At 67.4% G+C, this 17,818-nt stretch carries 17 protein-coding genes; 14 read left to right on the top strand and 3 right to left on the bottom strand.

Features of this window, described 5'->3' with window-relative positions:
* The first annotated feature begins 58 nt into the window (after nucleotides 1-58).
* Nucleotides 59-1,885: a glutamine--fructose-6-phosphate transaminase (isomerizing) gene (gene glmS, locus QOZ99_RS00455; RefSeq protein ID WP_306887896.1), complete on the top strand. Its 1,827-nt coding sequence runs from the start codon at nucleotides 59-61 to the stop codon at nucleotides 1,883-1,885.
* A 183-nt stretch (nucleotides 1,886-2,068) separates the two neighbouring features.
* Here glmS and queF read toward each other — a convergent pair whose 3' ends face one another.
* Nucleotides 2,069-2,521 carry a preQ(1) synthase gene (gene queF / locus QOZ99_RS00450; protein ID WP_306887894.1) on the bottom strand — a complete coding sequence of 151 codons (453 nt, stop codon included), beginning with the start codon at nucleotides 2,519-2,521 and terminating at the stop codon, nucleotides 2,069-2,071.
* A gap of 164 nt (nucleotides 2,522-2,685) precedes the next feature.
* On the opposite strand from queF, the gene eno reads away from it, so the two are divergent.
* From eno to QOZ99_RS00400, 10 genes are all read left to right on the top strand, one after another.
* Nucleotides 2,686-3,969 carry a phosphopyruvate hydratase gene (eno, locus tag QOZ99_RS00445; protein ID WP_306887893.1) on the top strand — a complete coding sequence of 428 codons (1,284 nt, stop codon included), beginning with the start codon at nucleotides 2,686-2,688 and terminating at the stop codon, nucleotides 3,967-3,969.
* Between the two features lie 82 nt (nucleotides 3,970-4,051).
* A complete protein-coding gene (locus QOZ99_RS00440) occupies nucleotides 4,052-4,384 on the top strand; it encodes an FtsB family cell division protein (RefSeq protein ID WP_306887892.1) in 333 nt (110 codons plus the stop codon).
* Between the two features lie 242 nt (nucleotides 4,385-4,626).
* Nucleotides 4,627-5,706, top strand: coding sequence for a pyruvate dehydrogenase (acetyl-transferring) E1 component subunit alpha (pdhA, locus tag QOZ99_RS00435; protein WP_306887891.1), 1,080 nt, complete (start codon nucleotides 4,627-4,629; stop codon nucleotides 5,704-5,706).
* Nucleotides 5,707-5,734: 28 nt separating this feature from the next.
* A complete protein-coding gene (locus QOZ99_RS00430) occupies nucleotides 5,735-6,022 on the top strand; it encodes a hypothetical protein (RefSeq protein ID WP_306887890.1) in 288 nt (95 codons plus the stop codon).
* Nucleotides 6,023-6,062: 40 nt separating this feature from the next.
* A complete protein-coding gene (locus QOZ99_RS00425) occupies nucleotides 6,063-7,475 on the top strand; it encodes a pyruvate dehydrogenase complex E1 component subunit beta (protein WP_306887889.1) in 1,413 nt (470 codons plus the stop codon).
* A gap of 15 nt (nucleotides 7,476-7,490) precedes the next feature.
* Nucleotides 7,491-8,879 (top strand): pyruvate dehydrogenase complex dihydrolipoamide acetyltransferase, encoded by a 1,389-nt coding sequence (locus QOZ99_RS00420; RefSeq protein ID WP_306887888.1) that lies wholly within the window; start codon nucleotides 7,491-7,493, stop codon nucleotides 8,877-8,879.
* 9 nt (nucleotides 8,880-8,888) lie between these two features.
* Nucleotides 8,889-10,307 (top strand): dihydrolipoyl dehydrogenase, encoded by a 1,419-nt coding sequence (lpdA, locus tag QOZ99_RS00415; protein WP_306887887.1) that lies wholly within the window; start codon nucleotides 8,889-8,891, stop codon nucleotides 10,305-10,307.
* A 62-nt stretch (nucleotides 10,308-10,369) separates the two neighbouring features.
* On the top strand, nucleotides 10,370-10,678 hold the full coding sequence (locus QOZ99_RS00410) for a GlsB/YeaQ/YmgE family stress response membrane protein (RefSeq protein WP_306887886.1): 309 nt from the start codon (nucleotides 10,370-10,372) through the stop codon (nucleotides 10,676-10,678).
* Between the two features lie 159 nt (nucleotides 10,679-10,837).
* On the top strand, nucleotides 10,838-11,812 hold the full coding sequence (lipA, locus tag QOZ99_RS00405; protein WP_306887885.1) for a lipoyl synthase: 975 nt from the start codon (nucleotides 10,838-10,840) through the stop codon (nucleotides 11,810-11,812).
* A 3-nt stretch (nucleotides 11,813-11,815) separates the two neighbouring features.
* Complete coding sequence (locus QOZ99_RS00400) at nucleotides 11,816-12,286, top strand: type II toxin-antitoxin system RatA family toxin (protein ID WP_306887884.1); 471 nt, start codon at nucleotides 11,816-11,818, stop codon at nucleotides 12,284-12,286.
* Here QOZ99_RS00400 and QOZ99_RS00395 read toward each other — a convergent pair.
* Together QOZ99_RS00395 and QOZ99_RS00390 are read right to left on the bottom strand one after the other, a co-directional pair.
* On the bottom strand, nucleotides 12,265-12,780 hold the full coding sequence (locus QOZ99_RS00395) for a CinA family protein (RefSeq protein WP_306887883.1): 516 nt from the start codon (nucleotides 12,778-12,780) through the stop codon (nucleotides 12,265-12,267). The genes QOZ99_RS00400 and QOZ99_RS00395 overlap by 22 nt on opposite strands.
* 17 nt (nucleotides 12,781-12,797) lie before the next feature.
* Nucleotides 12,798-13,988: a bifunctional 2-C-methyl-D-erythritol 4-phosphate cytidylyltransferase/2-C-methyl-D-erythritol 2,4-cyclodiphosphate synthase gene (locus QOZ99_RS00390; RefSeq protein WP_306887882.1), complete on the bottom strand. Its 1,191-nt coding sequence runs from the start codon at nucleotides 13,986-13,988 to the stop codon at nucleotides 12,798-12,800.
* Nucleotides 13,989-14,192: 204 nt separating this feature from the next.
* On the opposite strand from QOZ99_RS00390, the gene dusB reads away from it, so the two are divergent.
* From dusB to ntrC, 3 genes are read left to right on the top strand one after another with little or no spacing between them, the layout of a single operon-like run.
* Entirely contained in the window at nucleotides 14,193-15,224 is a 1,032-nt protein-coding gene (gene dusB, locus QOZ99_RS00385) for a tRNA dihydrouridine synthase DusB (RefSeq protein ID WP_306887881.1), read from the top strand.
* Entirely contained in the window at nucleotides 15,221-16,351 is a 1,131-nt protein-coding gene (locus QOZ99_RS00380) for a two-component system sensor histidine kinase NtrB (RefSeq protein WP_306887880.1), read from the top strand. The genes dusB and QOZ99_RS00380 overlap by 4 nt, the downstream gene beginning before the upstream one ends.
* 7 nt (nucleotides 16,352-16,358) lie before the next feature.
* Nucleotides 16,359-17,804 carry a nitrogen regulation protein NR(I) gene (ntrC, locus tag QOZ99_RS00375; protein ID WP_183189499.1) on the top strand — a complete coding sequence of 482 codons (1,446 nt, stop codon included), beginning with the start codon at nucleotides 16,359-16,361 and terminating at the stop codon, nucleotides 17,802-17,804.
* Nucleotides 17,805-17,818: the final 14 nt, after the last annotated feature.

Raw genomic sequence — 17,818 nt, 5'->3', positions numbered from 1 at the left:
TAAATCGGCCCCGCTCGTCGCCGCTTCGCAGCGCGATATCACGGAGAATGGCCGCCTCATGTGTGGAATTATCGGCATCGTCGGAACGGCACCGGTCGCCGACCGTCTCGTGGATGCGCTGCGGCGCCTTGAGTATCGCGGCTATGACTCCGCCGGCATTGCCACATTGGAGCGCGGGCACCTCACGCGCCGGCGCGCCGAGGGCAAGCTGCGCAACCTGGAGACGGTGCTGGCGGATGCCCCGCTCGCCAGCCATATCGGCATCGGCCACACGCGCTGGGCGACCCATGGCCGGCCCAGCGTCGCCAATGCTCACCCGCACGCCACGACGCGGGTCGCGGTGGTGCATAACGGCATCATCGAGAATTTCCGCGACCTGCGCGAGGAATTGCTGGCCGACGGCGCCAATTTCGAGAGCGAGACCGATACCGAGGTTGTGGCCCATCTTGTCAGCCGCGAGATGAACCACGGCCGCAGCCCGATGGAAGCGGTCGCCAATTCGTTGCCCCGGCTGCAGGGCGCCTTCGCCCTCGTCTTCCTGTTCGACGGCGACGACAACCTGCTGATCGGCGCGCGCAAGGGCAGCCCGCTGGCGGTGGGCTATGGAAGGGGCGAGATGTTCCTCGGCTCGGACGCCATCGCGCTGGCGCCGTTCACCGACACGATCGCCTATCTCGACGACGGCGAATGGGCCGTGCTCACGCGCGACGGCGCGGTGATCCGCGACGCCGCGAACGAGGTAGTCGTGCGTGCGCCGCAGAAGACCACGGCCGCCGCCTTCATGGTGGAGAAGGGCAATTTCCGCCATTTCATGGCCAAGGAAATGCACGAGCAGCCCGAAGTGGTCGCCCACACGCTCGGCCATTACATCGACATGGCGAACGAGACGGTGCGGCTGCCCGAGGATCTGCCGTTCGACTTCGCCAAGCTGAACCGCATGTGCATCGCCGCCTGCGGCACAGCCTATTATGCCGGCCTGGTGGCGCGCTACTGGTTCGAGGCGCTGGCGCGGCTGCCGGTCGAGATCGATGTCGCCTCCGAGTTCCGCTACCGCGAGGCTCCGCTCGATCCCAACGGACTGATGCTGGTCATCTCCCAGTCGGGCGAAACCGCCGACACGCTGGCCTCGCTACGCTATGCCCGGGACAATGGGCAGAGCGTGCTCGCCGTGGTGAACGTGCCCACCTCGACCATCGCGCGCGAGGCGCATGTCGCGCTGCCCACGCTCGCCGGGCCAGAGATCGGCGTCGCCTCGACCAAGGCCTTCACCTGCCAGCTGGCGACCCTCGCGGCGCTGGCGGTCGCGGCCGGCCGGGCGCGCGGGGTGCTGTCCGCCGCGGAGGAAAAGCGGCTGGTGCGGGCGTTGATCGAGCTGCCGCGTCTCATGAACGAGGCGCTCAAGCTCGGCCCGACGATCGAGCATCTGGCGCGCAGCTTCACCCAGACGCGCGACGTGCTCTATCTCGGCCGCGGCACCGCCTATCCGCTGGCGCTCGAAGGCGCGCTGAAGCTGAAGGAAATCTCCTATATCCACGCCGAGGGCTATGCCGCGGGCGAACTGAAGCACGGGCCGATCGCGCTGATCGACGAGAAGATGCCGGTTGTGGTCATCGCCCCGCATGATTCCGTGTTCGACAAGACGGTCTCGAACATGCAGGAGGTCGCCGCGCGCGGCGGGCGCATCATCCTGCTGACCGACGCGGCGGGCGCCCGGCGGGCGGCGCTGGAGACCGAAGCGACGCTGATCCTGCCCGATGTCGATCCGCTGATCGCGCCGCTGGTCTATGCCATCCCGGTGCAGCTGCTCGCCTATCACACGGCGGTGCACATGGGCACGGATGTCGACCAGCCCCGCAACCTCGCCAAATCGGTCACGGTGGAGTAGGGGCGGGGAACTGCCTTCGTTTCCCGGACCCGCCGCGCGTCGAGCGGCCGGTCCGGGATCCAGGGGAGATTTGGCGCCGCCTCCATAGTTATCTTTGAAGCGCCTTCGGCGGATTCCTGCGCCGGGCCCGGCTCCGCGCTTCGCCTGCGACGCCGCTGGCCCGGGACACGGCATCTGTCGAATTCACCCCCGCCCGCGATAGGTCGGCACGCCCTGGTCGGGCAGCCAGATATCGGCCGGCGGCGCGCCGCTCTGCCAGAACACGTCGATCGGCATGCCGCCGCGCGGATACCAGTAGCCGCCGATGCGCAGCCAGTGCGGCGCCAGCAGGTCGTGAATACGGCGCCCCACCGCGACCGTGCAGTCCTCATGGAAGGCGCCGTGGTTGCGGAAGCTGGCGAGATAGAGCTTCAGCGATTTCGATTCGACCAGCCAGTCCTTCGGCACGTAGTCGATCACCAGATGCGCGAAGTCCGGCTGGCCGGTCACGGGGCAGAGCGAGGTGAATTCCGGGCAGGTGAAGCGGGCGACATAGAGCGTGTCGGCCTGCGGGTTCGGCACGCGGTCGAGCACCGCTTCCTCGGGGGAGGCCGGCCATTGCGTGGCGCGGCCGAGCTGCAGCGGGGTATCGGTCATGCATCCTCTCCTGGGCACTGGGCACTGGGCACTGGGGCGCTTGGGCCGGCGGACGGCCGGCGCGGCATGCGGGTGTCTCTGTGGCACCTCTTTCGCATGTCATGGCGGTCGAGTAGAAGCGCGCTTGGCCTCCGGTCGAGGCAGCTGAGGAAGTGGGGAAACGCATGACCGCCATTGTCGATATCATCGGGCGTGAAATTCTGGACAGCCGCGGCAATCCGACCGTCGAGGTCGATGTCGTTCTGGAAGACGGTTCCAAGGGCCGCGCGGCCGTTCCCTCGGGCGCCTCGACCGGCGCGCATGAGGCTGTCGAACTGCGCGACGGCGACAAGGGCCGCTATCTCGGCAAGGGCGTTCTCAAGGCGGTCGACGCCGTCAATGGCGAGATCTTCGACGCCGTCGGCGGCATGGATGCCGAGGACCAGGCGGCGATCGACCAGATCCTCATCGAGCTGGACGGCACGCCGAACAAGGCACGGCTCGGAGCGAACGCGATTCTCGGCGTCTCGCTGGCGCTTGCCAAGGCGGCGGCCGCTGCCCGCGACGTGCCGCTCTACCGCTATGTCGGCGGCGTGAACGCGCGCGTGCTGCCGGTGCCGATGATGAACATCATCAATGGCGGCGCCCATGCCGACAACCCGATCGACTTCCAGGAATTCATGATTCTGCCGGCCGGCGCGCCCACCTTCGCGGAAGGCCTGCGCACCGGCGCGGAGATCTTCCACACGCTGAAAAAGGCGCTCAAGGACGCCGGGCACAACACCAATGTCGGCGACGAGGGCGGCTTCGCCCCCAACCTGCCCTCGGCGGATGCCGCGCTCGCCTTCGTGGTGAAGGCCATCGAGGCCGCCGGCTACCGGCCGGGCGAGGATGTGTTCATCGGCCTCGACTGCGCCGCCACCGAGTTCTTCAAGAACGGCGCCTATGACTATGAAGGCGAGGGAACCGTTCGCGATATCGAGACGCAGGTGAAGTATCTCGCCGATCTCGTCGCGCGCTATCCCATCGTCACCGTCGAGGACGGCATGGCGGAAGACGATTGGGCGGGCTGGAAGCTGCTCACCGAGACCATCGGCTCCAAGTGCCAGCTGGTCGGCGACGACCTGTTCGTCACCAATGTCACGCGGCTCGAAGCCGGCATCAAGCAGGGCGTGGCCAATTCCATCCTGGTGAAGGTCAACCAGATCGGCTCGCTCACCGAGACGCTCAACGCGGTCGAGATGGCGCACAAGGCCGGCTACACCGCCGTCATGTCGCACCGCTCGGGCGAGACCGAGGATTCGACCATCGCCGATCTCGCGGTGGCGACCAATTGCGGGCAGATCAAGACCGGTTCGCTGGCGCGCTCCGACCGCACCGCCAAGTATAACCAGCTGCTGCGCATCGAGCAGGAACTGGGCCCGCAGGCCATCTATGCCGGCCGCGCGGCGCTGAAGGCGCTCGCCTGACCGAGCCAAAAACTTCCGGAAGCGCGCTTCCGGCCATCACGGTTAACGGAGCCTCAACCGGAGACGGTTAGGCTCCGTTTTCATGATCATACGTACACGCTGGCGATCCATCCTGCAGACCGTCACCCTGCATCTCGGGGCGGCTGCGCTCATCGGTTACTTTGCCTTCCAGGGCTATAACGGCCAGTACGGGCTGCTCGCCCGTCGCGGCTTCGAACAGCAGCGCGCCGAACTCATCGAGGAGCGCGACAAGATTCGCGCCCAGCGCGAGGCGATCGAGGCGAAGGTGCGCCTGCTCTCCTCCGAACGCATCGATGCCGACATGCTGGACGAAGAGGCGCGGCTGCTGCTGAACCTCGTTCACCCCAGGGATCTCGTGCTGCTGCGCGGCCCGGACGCGGAAAGGGCGCCGTGATGGGTGCCGTTGCCCGGCATCCGGCATATTGGATGCCAGAAGCGTTCGAACAGGAAATTCTGCGATTGCAAATGCTTAACTTGAAATAAGTTAAATAGCCGAATTAACCTGAAATCAGTTAATTACAAGAAACCTATGCGCGTACAATATGTTGTGCGTTGCAGCATTGCATTCCAGGCGTAGCGCCGCGTGGAAAGGTGCGTTATGAAGCTCGCAGGTCACTCGCGAGCTGAGGATGCGCCATGGTAACTGCCGCGAAGAAGTCGGCCGTCAGCAATACCGTCGGAACCGCTGCCCCCAAAACCGCCCGTAGCGCGGCGCGGCGCGCCGACAAGTCTTCGGGGGGCACCCCCTCGACGCTCGAATTCTCCAAGGCGGAAGAACTCGAAGCCTATCGCCAGATGCTGGAGATTCGCCGCTTCGAGGAAAAGGCCGGCCAACTCTACGGCATGGGCCTGATCGGTGGTTTCTGCCACCTCTATATCGGCCAGGAAGCCGTCGTCGTCGGCATGCAGGCCGCGCTCAAGCAGGGTGATCAGGTCATCACCGGCTATCGCGACCATGGCCACATGCTGGCCACCGGCATGGATCCCAAGGGTGTGATGGCCGAGTTGACCGGCCGGCGCGGCGGCTATTCCAAGGGGAAGGGCGGCTCGATGCACATGTTCAGCACCGACAAGGGCTTCTACGGCGGCCACGGCATTGTCGGCGCGCAGGTCTCGCTCGGCACCGGCCTCGCCTTCGCCGACGCCTACCGCCAGAACGGCAATGTCTGCCTGACCTATTTCGGCGACGGTGCCGCCAACCAGGGGCAGGTCTATGAGAGCTTCAACATGGCGGAGCTCTGGAAGCTGCCGGTCGTCTACATCATCGAGAACAACAAATACGCGATGGGCACCGCGGTGAGCCGCGCTTCCGCCCAGACCGATTTTTCCAAGCGCGGCACCTCCTTCAACATTCCCGGCGAACAGGTCGACGGCATGGATGTTCGGGCGGTGAAGGCCGCCGGGCAGCGCGCGGTGGAATTCGCCCGCTCCGGCAAGGGCCCCTACATCCTCGAAATGCTCACCTATCGCTATCGCGGCCACTCCATGTCCGACCCGGCCAAGTACCGGTCGAAGGAGGAGGTGCAGAAGATGCGTACCGAGCACGATCCGATCGAGCAGGTGCGGGCGCGGCTGCTTGAGAAGAGCTGGGCGAGCGAGGAAGAGCTGAAGGCGATCGACGCCGAGATCCGCGACGTGATGAACGCGGCGGCCGATTTCGCCAGCCACGACCCGGAGCCGGATCCGTCCGAGCTCTATACCGACATCCATCGCTGAGCGGCGGGGCGCGTCGATGCTCGCCGGCATGTTCTGGGTTGGGCTCGTCGCCGGTGGTTCGGCGGCGGTGGTCATCTGGGCATTGGCGGTGCGCCTCGCCTATGGCCTGGCCGTCCGCCGCAAGGCTGGCGTCGCCGCGAGGCTGCTGGTTGCCTTCTGGCCCTTCGGGGCGCGGCAGGCGGCCGGCGTTCCCGCCGATATATCCGCCAGCCTCAACAAGATGCTGGTCGCCTTCTTTCTCGCCCTCCTCGTCGCCATCTCCTCGATGGCTGTCTACAGCAACCTGACGTTCGTGCCGCCGGCACACACGCAGTGACGCGCGATCTCGCCGCACGTTCTTTCTGGGGAACGCCGCCATGCCGACCGAAGTTCTTATGCCTGCCCTTTCTCCGACCATGGAGAAAGGCAATCTCGCCAAGTGGCTCAAGAAAGAGGGCGACACGGTCAAGTCCGGCGACGTGATCGCCGAGATCGAGACCGACAAGGCCACGATGGAGGTCGAGGCGATCGACGAGGGCACGCTCGGCAAGATCCTGGTGCCCGAGGGCACGCAGGATGTCGCCGTCAATACGCCCATCGCGGTGATCCTGGCCGATGGCGAGGATGCCAGCGCGGCGAGCGCGCCCGTGCCCAAGGCGGCCGAGGCTGCTCCGGCCGAGGCGCCGCCGCTCCAGCCCTCGCCCGTCGCCAGCGCGGCGCCGGCCGCTCCCGCCATCATCCATTCGGCCGTCGCCACGCCCCCGCAGCCCGAAGCGCTGCCCGAGCCGGACGTGCCGGCCGGCACCGAGTTCGTCAACCAGACCATGCGCGAAGCGCTGCGCGATGCCATGGCCGAGGAAATGCGCCGCGACGGTGACGTCTTCGTCATGGGCGAAGAGGTCGCCGAGTATCAGGGCGCCTACAAGATCACCCAGGGGCTGCTGCAGGAATTCGGCGCGCGGCGCGTCATCGATACGCCGATCACCGAGCACGGCTTCGCCGGCGTCGGCGTCGGCGCGGCCTTTGCCGGGCTGAAGCCGATCGTCGAGTTCATGACGTTCAACTTCGCCATGCAGGCGATCGACCAGATCATCAACTCGGCCGCCAAGACGCTCTATATGTCGGGCGGGCAGGTGCACTGCTCCATCGTGTTCCGCGGCCCCAACGGCGCCGCCGCCCGCGTCGCCGCCCAGCACAGCCAGGACTACACCGCCTGGTACAGCCATGTTCCCGGTCTCAAGGTCGTCGCGCCCTATACGGCGGCCGATGCCAAGGGCCTGCTGAAGTCGGCGATCCGCGACCCCAACCCGATCATCTTCCTTGAGAACGAGATCCTGTACGGTCACGCCTCGCCGGTGCCCAAGCTCGACGACTACACCGTGCCGATCGGCAAGGCGAAGATCGCCCGGCCGGGCAAGGATGTGACGCTGGTGGCCTGGTCCATCGGCATGAACTACGCGCTCAAGGCGGCGGAAGAGCTCTCCAAGCTCGGCATCGAGGCGGAGGTGATCGACCTGCGCACGATCCGCCCGATGGACGTCGACACCATCCTCGCCTCGGTGAAGAAGACCGGCCGCTGCGTGACGGTGGAAGAGGGCTGGCACCAGTCCGGCGTCGGCGCGGAAATCGTCGCCCAGCTGATGGAGAAGGCGTTCGATTATCTCGACGCCCCTGTGCTGCGCGTCACCGGCAAGGACGTGCCGATGCCCTATGCCGCCAACCTCGAAAAGCTTGCGCTGCCCTCGGTGCAGGACGTCATCGACGCCGCCCGCGCCGTCACCTATCGCTGAGGTCGGAGAAGCGCCATGTCCGTCGAAATCCTGATGCCGGCCCTGTCTCCCACCATGGAGAAGGGCAACCTCGCCAAATGGCTGAAGAAGGAGGGTGACAAGGTCGCCCCCGGCGACGTCATTGCCGAGATCGAGACCGACAAGGCCACGATGGAAGTCGAGGCCATCGACGAGGGCACGCTGGCGAAGATCCTGGTGCCGGAAGGCACCGCCGACGTGCCGGTGAACCAGCTTATCGCCGTGCTCGCCACCGAGGGCGAGGACGTCAAGGCGGTTGCCGCCGGCTCCGGCGCGGCGCCCGCCAAGGCGGAAGCCGCGGCTGAGGTGCCGAAGGCTGCCGAGCCCGCGACGGCGACGCCGGATGTCGCTCCGGCTCCCGTCGCCGCATCCGGCGGCTACGATCACGGCAATGGCAAGACGCCCGGCGGCCGCGTGTTCGCTTCGCCGCTCGCGCGTCGCCTCGCGAAGGAGAAGGGTGTCGAACTCGCGGATGTGAAGGGCTCCGGCCCGCATGGCCGCGTGGTCGCCGCCGACATCGCCGGCGCGACGCCCGGCGCCGCCAAGCCGGCCGCAGCCGCAGCCGCTGTCCCCGCGCCCGCCGCCCGGGCCCCCGCGCCGGCCCCGGCCCCGGCCCCGGCCGCCGCCGCGCCCTCGAATGCCGCGGTGCTCGAACTGGCCAAGGCCTATTACGAGCCCGGCACCTACGAGGAGATCCCGCTCGACGGCATGCGCCGCGTCATCGCCCAGCGCATGACCGAGGCGCGGCAGACCGTGCCGACCTTCTACCTCACGGTCGATTGCGACGTGGACGCGCTGCTGAAGCTTCGCGAGGAGCTGAACAAGTCCGCGCCCGAGAAGGACGGCAAGCCGGGCTACAAGCTCTCGGTCAACGACTTCGTCATCAAGGCCTATGCGCTCGCCTTCCAGCAGGTGCCGGATGCCAACATGGTGTGGGGTGGCGACCGCTACCTCAAGCTGAAGCATTCCGACATCGGCGTCGCGGTGGCGATCGATGGCGGCAAGGGTCTGTTGACGCCGATCATCCGCAAGGCCGAGACCAAGACGCTGTCGGCGATCTCCAACGAGACCCGCGACCTGGCGATTCGCGCCCGCAACAAGAAGCTGGCGCCGAACGAATACCAGGGCGGTTCCTCGGCGATTTCGAATCTCGGCATGTTTGGAATCAAGGACTTCACCGCGATCATCAATCCTCCGCATGCGACGATCCTGGCGGTCGGTGCCAGCGAGCAGCGGGCGGTGGTGAAGAAGGGCGAGCTTGCGGTGGCGACGGTGATGACCGTCACCATTTCCTGCGACCATCGCGTGATGGACGGCGCCATGGGCGCGCAGCTCATCGGCGCCTTCAAGCGGATCATCGAAAAGCCGATGTCGATGCTGGTTTGAGGAACGATCATGGCGAATAACTACGACGTTCTCTTCATCGGCTCGGGCCCCGGCGGCTATGTCGGGGCCATCCGCGCCGCCCAGCTCGGGCTCAAGGTCGGCGTCATCGAGCGGCAATATGTCGGCGGCATCTGCCCGAACTGGGGCTGCATCCCGGCCAAGGCGCTACTGCGCTCGGCCGAGATCTTCCACTATATCGAGCACGCCAAGGATTACGGGCTCGTCGCCGAGAAGACCGGCGTCGACATTGCCGGCGTGGTCAAGCGCTCGCGCGGCATCGCGGCGCAGATGAGCAATGGCGTCGGCTTCCTGCTCAAGAAGAACAAGGTCGACGTGATCTGGGGGCAGGCGACGCTCACCGCTCCCGGCAAGGTCTCGGTCGCGTCCTCCGCCGAGCCGGCGCCCAAGGGCGCGCTGGCGGCCGGCGACTACACCGCCAAGAACATCGTCATCGCCACGGGTGCCCGTCCGCGCGCGCTGCCGGGTATCGAGCCCGACAAAAAGCTGATCTGGACCTATTTCGAGGCGCTGGCCCCGGCCAGCGTGCCGAAGTCACTGCTGATCATGGGCTCGGGCGCCATCGGCGTCGAATTCGCCTCGTTTTACAAGGCGATGGGCTCGGATGTGACCATCGTCGAACTACTGCCGCAGATCCTCCCCGTCGAGGACGAGGAGATCGCCGCGCACGCGCGGAAGCGGTTCGAGAAGCAGGGCATCAAGATCCTCACCGGCGCCAAGGTGTCGAAGGTCGTGAAGGGCGCGGACAACGTCACCGCCACCGTCGAGACGGCGGACGGCAAGGTGCAGACCCTGACGGCGGATCGGCTGATTTCCGCGGTGGGCGTGGTCGGCAATATCGAGAATCTCGGCCTCGAGGCGCTCGGCGTGAAGACCGATCGCGGCTGCGTGGTGATCGACGGGCTGTGCCGCACCAATGTGCCGGGCCTTTGGGCCATCGGCGACGTCGCCGGCCCGCCCATGCTGGCGCACAAGGCCGAGCATGAGGGCGTCATCGCCGCCGAGGCCATCGCCGGTGGGCACGCCCACCCGATGGACAAGCTGATGGTTCCCGGCTGCACCTATTGCATGCCGCAGGTGGCGTCCGTCGGCCTCACCGAGAAGCGGGCAAAGGAAGCCGGCTACGAGATCAAGGTCGGCCGCTTCCCCTTCATCGGCAACGGCAAGGCCGTCGCGCTGGGCGAATCCGAGGGTCTGGTAAAGACCATCTTCGATGCCAAGACGGGCCAGTTGCTCGGCGCCCATCTGGTGGGTGCGGAAGTGACCGAGATGATCCAGGGCTTCGTGCTGGCGATGAACCTGGAGACCACCGAGGAAGAACTGATCAACGCGGTCTTCCCCCATCCGACGGTGTCCGAGACCATGCATGAGAGCGTGCTCGCGGCCTATGGGCGCGCCATCCACATGTGAACGCCGGCAGGCGGGGCGGGAGACCGCGCCGCCTGCCTCTCTATTGCCGTCCGGCGCTGACGGTGACCTTGCCGATTGCAGAGCTGCCCGCCACATTGAGGGGCGGCATCGGGAGTTTGGGAATGACGGGCGTCGGCATTTTTGGAGCGATCATCATCGGCATCCTGGCCGGGTGGATCGCGGAGAAGACCTTGGGGCGCAGCCATGGGCTCCTCACCAATCTGGTTGTCGGCCTGATCGGCTCGTTTCTCGGCGCCGCGCTGTTCTCCACGCTCGGCATCAATGTGCAGGCGGGCTGGATCGGCAGCCTGATCGTTTCGTCGGTGGGCGCGGTGGTGCTGCTTTTCCTGCTGGGCCTGTTCCGGCGTTGATACCCCGCAGGCTGCCCCGGAAGCCGCTGCCCCGGAAGCTCTTGCCGCAGGGGCGCCCTGCGCCGGAGGCGGTCGACGCCGGGGCCGGGCTGGACTAGGAATGGGCGGTCGTTTCCGGTGCGTGTCGCACCGGAAACCGCGTCGTCCGGAAGGTCGTCTATGGTCACGGTTCTCAACACGCTCAATCGCGCGCTCGAAAAGCCCCGTCACCCGGAAAAGGTGAACCGGGTGGAAACCCCGGCGCTGAAGAAGCCGGACTGGATCCGCGTGCGCGCGCCCGGCACGCCCGGCTGGCAGCAGACCGCGGATATTGTCCGCGCCAACGGCCTCGTCACCGTGTGCGAGGAGGCGAGCTGCCCGAATATCGGCGAGTGCTGGCAGAAGAAGCACGCCACTTTCATGATCATGGGCGACACCTGCACGCGGGCCTGCGCCTTCTGCAATGTGCGCACCGGCCTGCCGGGCCCTCTCGACATGGACGAGCCGCAGAAGGTGGCGGATGCGGTGGCCAAGCTCGGGCTGGAGCATGTCGTCGTCACCTCGGTCGACCGTGATGATCTGGCCGATGGCGGCGCCGAGCATTTCGCCCGCACCATCCGCGCCATCCGCGCCACCAGCCCGAAAACGACCATCGAGATTCTCACGCCCGATTTCCTGCGCAAGGACGGGGCGCTGGAAGTGGTGGTCGCGGCGCGGCCGGACGTGTTCAACCACAATCTGGAATGCGTGCCCTCGCTCTACCTGAAGGTGCGGCCCGGCGCGCGCTACTTCCATTCGCTGCGGCTGCTGCAGCGAGTGAAGGAACTGGACCCGTCCATCTTCACCAAGTCCGGCATCATGGTCGGCCTCGGCGAGGTGCGCAACGAGGTGCTGCAGCTGATGGACGATCTGCGCTCCGCCGAGATCGATTTCATGACCATCGGCCAGTACCTGCAGCCGACCCGCAAGCATCATCCGGTCATGGGTTTCGTGACGCCGGAAGACTTCAAGTCCTATGAGACCATCGCCTATGCCAAGGGCTTCCTCATGGTCTCGTCGAGCCCGCTGACGCGATCCTCGCATCATGCCGGCGAGGATTTCGCTCGGCTGCGCGCGGCGCGTGCGGCCAAGCTCGGCTCCACCGTCAGCGTCTGAACGATGCCCTCCTTCCGCAACAAGCGGCGCGTCCGCCACTCGGCGGCCGACATGTTCGCCCTGGTCGCCGATGTCGAGCGCTATCCCGAATTCGTGCCGCTGTGCGAGAGCCTGCATGTGCGCCGGCGCGTGGCGAGCGGGGAGGGGGTGGACATCCTCGTCGCCGACATGAGCGTGGCCTACAAAGTGTTTCGCGAGAGCTTCACCAGCCGCGTCTCGCTCGATCGTCCGCGCCTCGCCATCACGGTGGAATATCTCGACGGCCCGTTCAGCCGGCTGGAAAACCGCTGGACCTTCCGGCCGGTCGAGGGGGGCGGATGCGAGGTGGAGTTCTTCATCTCCTATGAATTCCGCTCGCGCACGCTCGGCCTCTTGATGGGCGCGATGTTCGATGCCGCCTTCCGCCGTTTTTCCGATGCGTTCGAGGCGCGTGCGGATCAGGTCTATGGCCCTCAGGGCGTCAGCGGTTCCTGAGCGGCCAGTTCCGCCAGCATGGCGAGCGCGGTAAGCACGGAGAGGCGGCGCACGCCGGCGCGGTCCTGGTCCGCGAAGACTTCGCGCCGCACGAGGATTTTTCCCCCCGCCGTGCCCGCCGCGAAATGCACGAGCCCCACCGGCTTGGCGGGCGAGCCGCCGCCCGGGCCGGCAATACCGGTGACGGAGACACCGAGCGAGGTGCGGGCGGCCCGCAGCAGCCCGCGCACCATTTCGCGCGCGGTTTCCTCGCTCACCGCGCCGTGGACGGCCAGCGTCGACGGGCTGACGCCGAGCATCTCGACCTTGGCCTGGTTGGAATAGGTGACGAACCCGCGGTCGAGCACATCGGACGAGCCGGCAATGTCGGTGAGAATGCCGGCAACGAGGCCGCCGGTGCAGGATTCGGCGGTGGCAATCGTGAGGCTGCGGGCGCGGCACAGGTCCAGCACGCGGATGGCCTGCAGATCCAGCGCATCGGAGGGTGCAATCATGCCGCCATCCTCGCCGATCAGTCGATCCAGGGCAACCGCACCGTGGCTGCCGCCAGCGCCGCGATGCCCTCGCGGCGGCCGGTGAAGCCTAGCTGCTCGCTGGTGGTCGCCTTGACGCTCACGCGGGCCAGCGAGATCCCGGCAATGGCGGCGATCGCCTCGCGCATCGCTTCGCGGTGCGGGCCGATCTTGGGCGCCTCGCAGATGACCGTGGCATCGAGATGCGCGATGCGCCCGCCGGCATCGCGCACCAGCCGCGCGGCGTGGGCGAGAAACTGGTCGGAGGCGGCGCCCTTCCATTGCGGATCGGAGGGCGGGAAATGGTGGCCGATATCGCCGCTGCCGATGGTGCCGAGCAGCGCGTCGGTCAGCGCATGCAGCACCACGTCGGCATCGGAATGGCCGGACAGGCCGAAGCCGTGGGGAATGCGCACGCCGCCCAGCATGACATGGTCGCCGGGCGCGAAGGCGTGCACGTCGAAGCCGGTGGCGGTGCGTATATCGAGGAGATCGGCGGCGGCGTTGCGTTCGGCGGTCACGAAATCCTCGGGCGTGGTGAGCTTCACATTGGCGGGGTCGCCGGGGAAGGCGGCAACGCGGTGGCCGGCGGCTTCCGCCACCGCGGCATCGTCGGTGAGGTGGGCGCTGTGCGCCTGAAGGCGGTGGGCGTCGCGAATCAGCGCGTAGCGGAAGGCCTGCGGCGTTTGCACGCTGCGCAGGGCATCGCGGTCCGGCCCGCTGGCGATGAAGCCAGCCTCGGGCACGGATTTGAGCGTGTCGACCAGCGCGAGCACGGGCACCGCCGCACCATGCCGCTCGGCCGCCGCGATGGCGCGCGCGACGAGGCGCGGCGAGACGAAGGGCCGCGCGGCATCGTGGATCAGCACCAGATCCGGCGGATCGCCCGCCAGCGCCTCGATCCCCGCGCGCACCGAGGCCTGGCGCGTCGCCCCGCCCGGCACTGGCGGCAGTATTCCGGGCAGGCCGGCGGCCGAATCGGCGCACAGCGCGGCGTGTTCGGGATTGATGACCGGCAGGATGTGACGGATTCCGGCGAGACCGGCGAAGCCTTCCAGCGTGCGGCGCAGCACGGTGCGCCCGCCGATGGACCGGTATTGCTTGGGAATGCCGTCGCCCGCTCTTTGGCCGCTGCCTGCCGCGACCACGATCACGTCCGTCCGCAAACCCACGTCCGTCCGCAAACCCATGAGAAACCGCCTATCCGCTGGGCGCCGTGCAACCGGCCCGCCCTTGCCACGCCCTTGCCCCGCGCGATCGTTTAGCGCAAAAGCGAAGGCAGATTGCAAAAGTTTTGACATATGGCTTTTGGAAGGGTTGCTGACACACGCGGCGTGGCTATTATGTAGGCACGGCCGATCGGGCCCATTTCGTGTGCATCGAGTGATCAACGCTTGATCTTCTCCGCGACTGCCAACGCCGCTCTCTCCATAGGGGCCCTCTCGACGCCGAACCGCGTCGTGCTCGCGCCGATGGCCGGCATCACCGACGCCCCGTTCCGCCGCATGGCGCTGCGTTATGGGGCCGGCCTTGTCGTGTCCGAAATGGTAGCGTCCGATGCGCTCGCCAGCGGCCATGAGGAGACGGTGCTGCGGGCGGAAGGCGAGGGGGTGGCGCTCCACGTCGTGCAACTGGCCGGCAACCAGCCGGGCTCGATGGCGCGCGCCGCGCGGCTCGCCGAATCGGCCGGGGCCGCGATCATCGACATCAACATGGGCTGCCCGGCCAAGCGGGTGACGACCGGCCTCGCCGGTTCGGCACTGCTGCGCGACCTCGACCTCGCCACCGCCATCATCGAGGCCGTGGTCGGCGCGGTGAAGGTGCCGGTAACGCTGAAGACCCGGCTCGGCTGGGACGGCGCGGCCCTCATCGCCCCCGAACTGGCGCGGAGGGCAGAGGCGATCGGCGTGCAGCTCGTCACCATTCACGGGCGCACGCGCTGCCAGTTCTACACCGGCCGGGCCGACTGGGCGGCGATCCGCGCGGTGAAGCAGGCGGTGGCCATTCCGGTTCTCGCCAATGGCGACCTTGTGGACGCGCAGGATGCGCCGGCCATGCTCGCCGCCTCGGGCGCGGACGGGCTGATGATCGGGCGCGGCGCGCAGGGGCGGCCGTGGTTTCCCGGCCAGGTGGCGATGCGGCTGCAAACCGGCCAGACCCCCGTCGATCCGCCACTGGCGGAGCAGCGCGACGTGTTGCTGGAACTCTATGAGGGCTGGCTCGGCCATTACGGGCGAGAACTCGGCATGCGCTGCGCCCGCAAGCATATCGGCTGGGCGCTGGCCGCCGCCGGCGTCACCGCCGGCCGTCCGCCCGACGCCGCCCGCCACTGGCGTCAGCAATTACTGACGCGAGATGTACCCGCCCACGTCGTGGAGGGCATTCGCGACGCTTTCGACGACCTTGCATGGAGTGAAGCGGCATGAAGGCGCCCTCTTCCGACCCCTCGAAACTGGCTGCTGGCGCCGCCACCGCCGAAGCGGTGATGAACGCCCTGCCGCACCCGGTGTTCACCGTGGCGGGCGATGACCGGCTGGTGGATGCCAATGTCGCGGCGGAGGCGTTCTTCGAGGCCAGCCTCGCGGTGCTGGCGCGCCACCGGCTGCAGGAATTCGTGCCGTTCGGCAGCCCGCTTCTGGCGCTGGTGGAGCAGGTGCGCTCGCGCGGCGCCGCGGTGAATGAATACCGCGTCGACCTCGGGACGCCGCGCAATGGCGGCGAGCGGGTGGTGGACATCCATGTCGCGCCGCTGCCCGAAGCCCCCGGTCATGTGGTGATCATGCTCCAGGAGCGCACCATCGCCGACAAGATGGACCGCCAGCTCACCCATCGCGGCGCGGCGCGCTCGGTCACGGCGCTGGCCTCCATGCTGGCGCACGAGATCAAGAATCCGCTTTCCGGCATTCGCGGCGCCGCGCAATTGCTGGAACTGAACGCCAATGACGACGACCGCTCGCTCACCCGCCTGATCACCGACGAGGCCGACCGCATCGTCAAGCTGGTCGACCGCATGGAGGTGTTCTCCGACGAGCGCCCGGTGGCGCGCGAGCCGGTGAACATCCATGCCGTGCTGGAGCATGTGCGCACGCTCGCCGCCTCGGGCTTCGCGCGGCATATCCGCTTCGTCGAGGAATATGATCCCTCGCTGCCGCCGGTTCTGGCCAATCGCGACCAGCTCATCCAGGTGTTCCTCAACCTGGTGAAGAACGCCGCCGAGGCGATCGGCGATTCACCGGACGGGGAAATCCAGCTGACCACCGCGTTCCGTCCCGGCGTGCGGCTGATGATGCCGGGGGCGCCGGCCCGCGTGAGCCTGCCGCTGGAGTTCTGCGTGAGGGACAATGGCCCCGGCGTGCCGGAGGACCTGATGCCTCACCTGTTCGACCCTTTCGTCACCACCAAGCCCACCGGAACCGGCCTTGGCCTCGCGCTGGTGGCCAAGATCGTCGGCGACCATGGCGGCATCATCGAATGCGACAGCCAGCCGCGCCGCACCACATTCCGTGTCCTCATGCCCATGTACCGCGCCGCCCGCGGTAACGAGAAGAGTTGAGAACGCCATGCCGACGGGAAGCATCCTCGTTGCCGATGACGACGCCGCCATCCGCACCGTTCTCAATCAGGCCTTGTCGCGCGCGGGCTATGAGGTTCGCTCCTGCGGCAATGCCGCCACGCTGTGGCGCTGGGTGAGCCAGGGCGACGGCGATCTCGTCATTACCGATGTGGTGATGCCGGACGAGAACGCCTTCGACCTGCTGCCCCGCATCAAGAAGGTGCGCCCGGACCTGCCGGTCATCGTCATGAGCGCGCAGAACACCTTCATGACGGCGATCCGCGCCTCGGAGAAGGGCGCCTATGAATATCTGCCCAAGCCCTTCGACCTGAAGGAGCTGATCGCCATTGTCGGCCGCGCGCTCTCCGAGCCGAAGAAGCCGGAGGCCGCGCTCCGGGCCGGCGGCGACGATGTCGACAATATCCCGCTGGTGGGCCGCTCGCCGGCCATGCAGGATATCTACCGCGTGCTGGCGCGGCTGATGCAGACCGACCTCACGGTGATGATCGCCGGCGAGAGCGGCACCGGCAAGGAGCTGGTGGCGCGTGCGCTGCACGATTACGGCAAGCGCCGCAACGGGCCGTTCGTCGCCATCAACATGGCGGCGATCCCGCGCGACCTCATCGAGAGCGAGCTGTTCGGCCATGAGAAGGGCGCCTTCACCGGCGCGAATGCCCGCTCGGCCGGACGCTTCGAACAGGCCGAGGGCGGCACGCTGTTCCTCGACGAAATCGGCGACATGCCGATGGAGGCGCAGACCCGCCTGCTGCGCGTGCTGCAGCAGGGCGAATACACCACGGTGGGCGGGCGCACCGCGATCAAGACCGACGTGCGCATCGTCGCCGCCACCAACAAGGACCTGCGCATCCTCATCCAGCAGGGCCTGTTCCGCGAGGACCTGTTCTTCCGCCTCAACGTGGTGCCGCTGCGCCTGCCGCCGCTGCGCGAGCGCACCGAGGACGTGCCGGACCTTGCCCGCCACTTCTTCCTCCAGGCGGAGCGCGAAGGCCTGCCGCGCAAGCAGATCGACGCCGCCGCGCTCGACCGGCTGAAGCGCTATCGCTGGCCGGGCAATGTGCGCGAGCTGGAAAACCTCGTCCGCCGCCTCGCCGCGCTCTACCCGCAGGAGATCATCACCGCCTCGATCATCGAGGCGGAGCTGTCGACGCCGATTTCCACGGCGTCGCCGGAAGAGACCGGGCAGGACGAGACGCTGTCCTCCTCGGTGGAGCGCCATCTCAACACCTATTTCGGCGGATTCGGCGAGAACCTGCCGCCGCCGGGGCTTTACCACCGCATCCTCAAGGACGTGGAATATCCGCTGCTCTCGGCGGCGCTGGCGGCCACGCGCGGCAACCAGATCAAGGCGGCCGAACTTCTGGGGCTCAATCGCAACACGCTGCGGAAGAAGATCCGCGATCTGGACATCCAGATCATTCGCACAAGCCGGTGAACCAGGCCGACTTT

The organism is Ancylobacter amanitiformis (assembly GCF_030814815.1).
GTDB lineage: Bacteria > Pseudomonadota > Alphaproteobacteria > Rhizobiales > Xanthobacteraceae > Ancylobacter > Ancylobacter amanitiformis.
This window is presented reverse-complemented; position numbering and strand designations above follow the sequence as displayed.

Bases quoted from the DNA above. Each gene is read 5' to 3' on its own strand.
- QOZ99_RS00400 (WP_306887884.1), top strand. From the start codon at position 11,816: ATGCCCTCCTTCCGCAACAAGCGGCGCGTCCGCCACTCGGCGGCCGAC.
- QOZ99_RS00430 (WP_306887890.1), top strand. From the start codon at position 5,735: ATGTTCTGGGTTGGGCTCGTCGCCGGTGGTTCGGCGGCGGTGGTCATC.
- lipA (WP_306887885.1), top strand. From the start codon at position 10,838: ATGGTCACGGTTCTCAACACGCTCAATCGCGCGCTCGAAAAGCCCCGT.
- QOZ99_RS00390 (WP_306887882.1), bottom strand. From the start codon at position 13,988: ATGGGTTTGCGGACGGACGTGGGTTTGCGGACGGACGTGATCGTGGTC.
- glmS (WP_306887896.1), top strand. From the start codon at position 59: ATGTGTGGAATTATCGGCATCGTCGGAACGGCACCGGTCGCCGACCGT.
- ntrC (WP_183189499.1), top strand. From the start codon at position 16,359: ATGCCGACGGGAAGCATCCTCGTTGCCGATGACGACGCCGCCATCCGC.
- queF (WP_306887894.1), bottom strand. From the start codon at position 2,521: ATGACCGATACCCCGCTGCAGCTCGGCCGCGCCACGCAATGGCCGGCC.
- QOZ99_RS00425 (WP_306887889.1), top strand. From the start codon at position 6,063: ATGCCGACCGAAGTTCTTATGCCTGCCCTTTCTCCGACCATGGAGAAA.
- QOZ99_RS00440 (WP_306887892.1), top strand. From the start codon at position 4,052: ATGATCATACGTACACGCTGGCGATCCATCCTGCAGACCGTCACCCTG.
- QOZ99_RS00420 (WP_306887888.1), top strand. From the start codon at position 7,491: ATGTCCGTCGAAATCCTGATGCCGGCCCTGTCTCCCACCATGGAGAAG.
- QOZ99_RS00395 (WP_306887883.1), bottom strand. From the start codon at position 12,780: ATGATTGCACCCTCCGATGCGCTGGATCTGCAGGCCATCCGCGTGCTG.
- eno (WP_306887893.1), top strand. From the start codon at position 2,686: ATGACCGCCATTGTCGATATCATCGGGCGTGAAATTCTGGACAGCCGC.
- lpdA (WP_306887887.1), top strand. From the start codon at position 8,889: ATGGCGAATAACTACGACGTTCTCTTCATCGGCTCGGGCCCCGGCGGC.
- QOZ99_RS00380 (WP_306887880.1), top strand. From the start codon at position 15,221: ATGAAGGCGCCCTCTTCCGACCCCTCGAAACTGGCTGCTGGCGCCGCC.
- pdhA (WP_306887891.1), top strand. From the start codon at position 4,627: ATGGTAACTGCCGCGAAGAAGTCGGCCGTCAGCAATACCGTCGGAACC.